The 658-nt window shown below is 42.7% G+C and carries 1 protein-coding gene; it reads left to right on the top strand.

Translation table 11 applies throughout. The features are described 5' to 3' along the window. Positions 1-53: 53 nt before the first annotated feature. The coding region (locus tag ACYVRA_RS07990; RefSeq protein ID WP_461252203.1) for a caspase family protein at positions 54-658 on the top strand (605 nt) is incomplete at its 3' end.

The following is a 658-nucleotide window of genomic DNA, read 5'->3' as shown; positions in this document are numbered from 1 at the left end:
ACGCTCAGAGTCGGGCATTAGTGGAAGTCGCTAATGAAAATCTAGGGTCTCAAGTGAGAATTGGCAAACAGTACGCCCTGTTCATCGCCATAGACACATACAGTAAATGGCCGCCCCTTAAAAAACCCGTGTCGGACGCGAAAGAAATTAAAGATATTCTGCAAAGAGACTATTTTATAGACGAAGTAATTGAACTGCACAACAACAACGCCACTAAACAGAATATTATCAGGACATTTAACAATTTGCAGTCAAAACTGGACACACATGATTCCTTGTTTATTTATTACGCCGGACATGGGCACCTTGACAAGAATTCGGATTCTGGTTTTTGGATACCTGTGGACGGCGGGATTGACGTATATTCTCAGGAAAACTGGCTTCCCAACAATCAGATTCGAGGCTTAATCTCGCGTTTTAAAACGATTCATATATTTATTGTTTCCGACGCTTGTTTTTCAGGAGATATTATTGATACTACCCGCGAAATGCTTCCAGAGATCAACAACGCGTATTATCGCAAGGCTTACACGTTAATAAGCCGCCAGGTGCTTACTTCGGGTTCCATTGAAGCCGTTCCCGACCAGTCTGAATTTTCAACCGCCATGATAAATTTCCTGCGGAAAAACACGTCCCATTTGCTTGCTCCTCTGGAAAT

This window comes from Treponema sp. R8-4-B8, assembly GCF_054786175.1.
The sequence above is the reverse complement of the archived record's forward strand: the minus strand, read 5'-3'. Positions and strand labels throughout refer to the sequence as shown.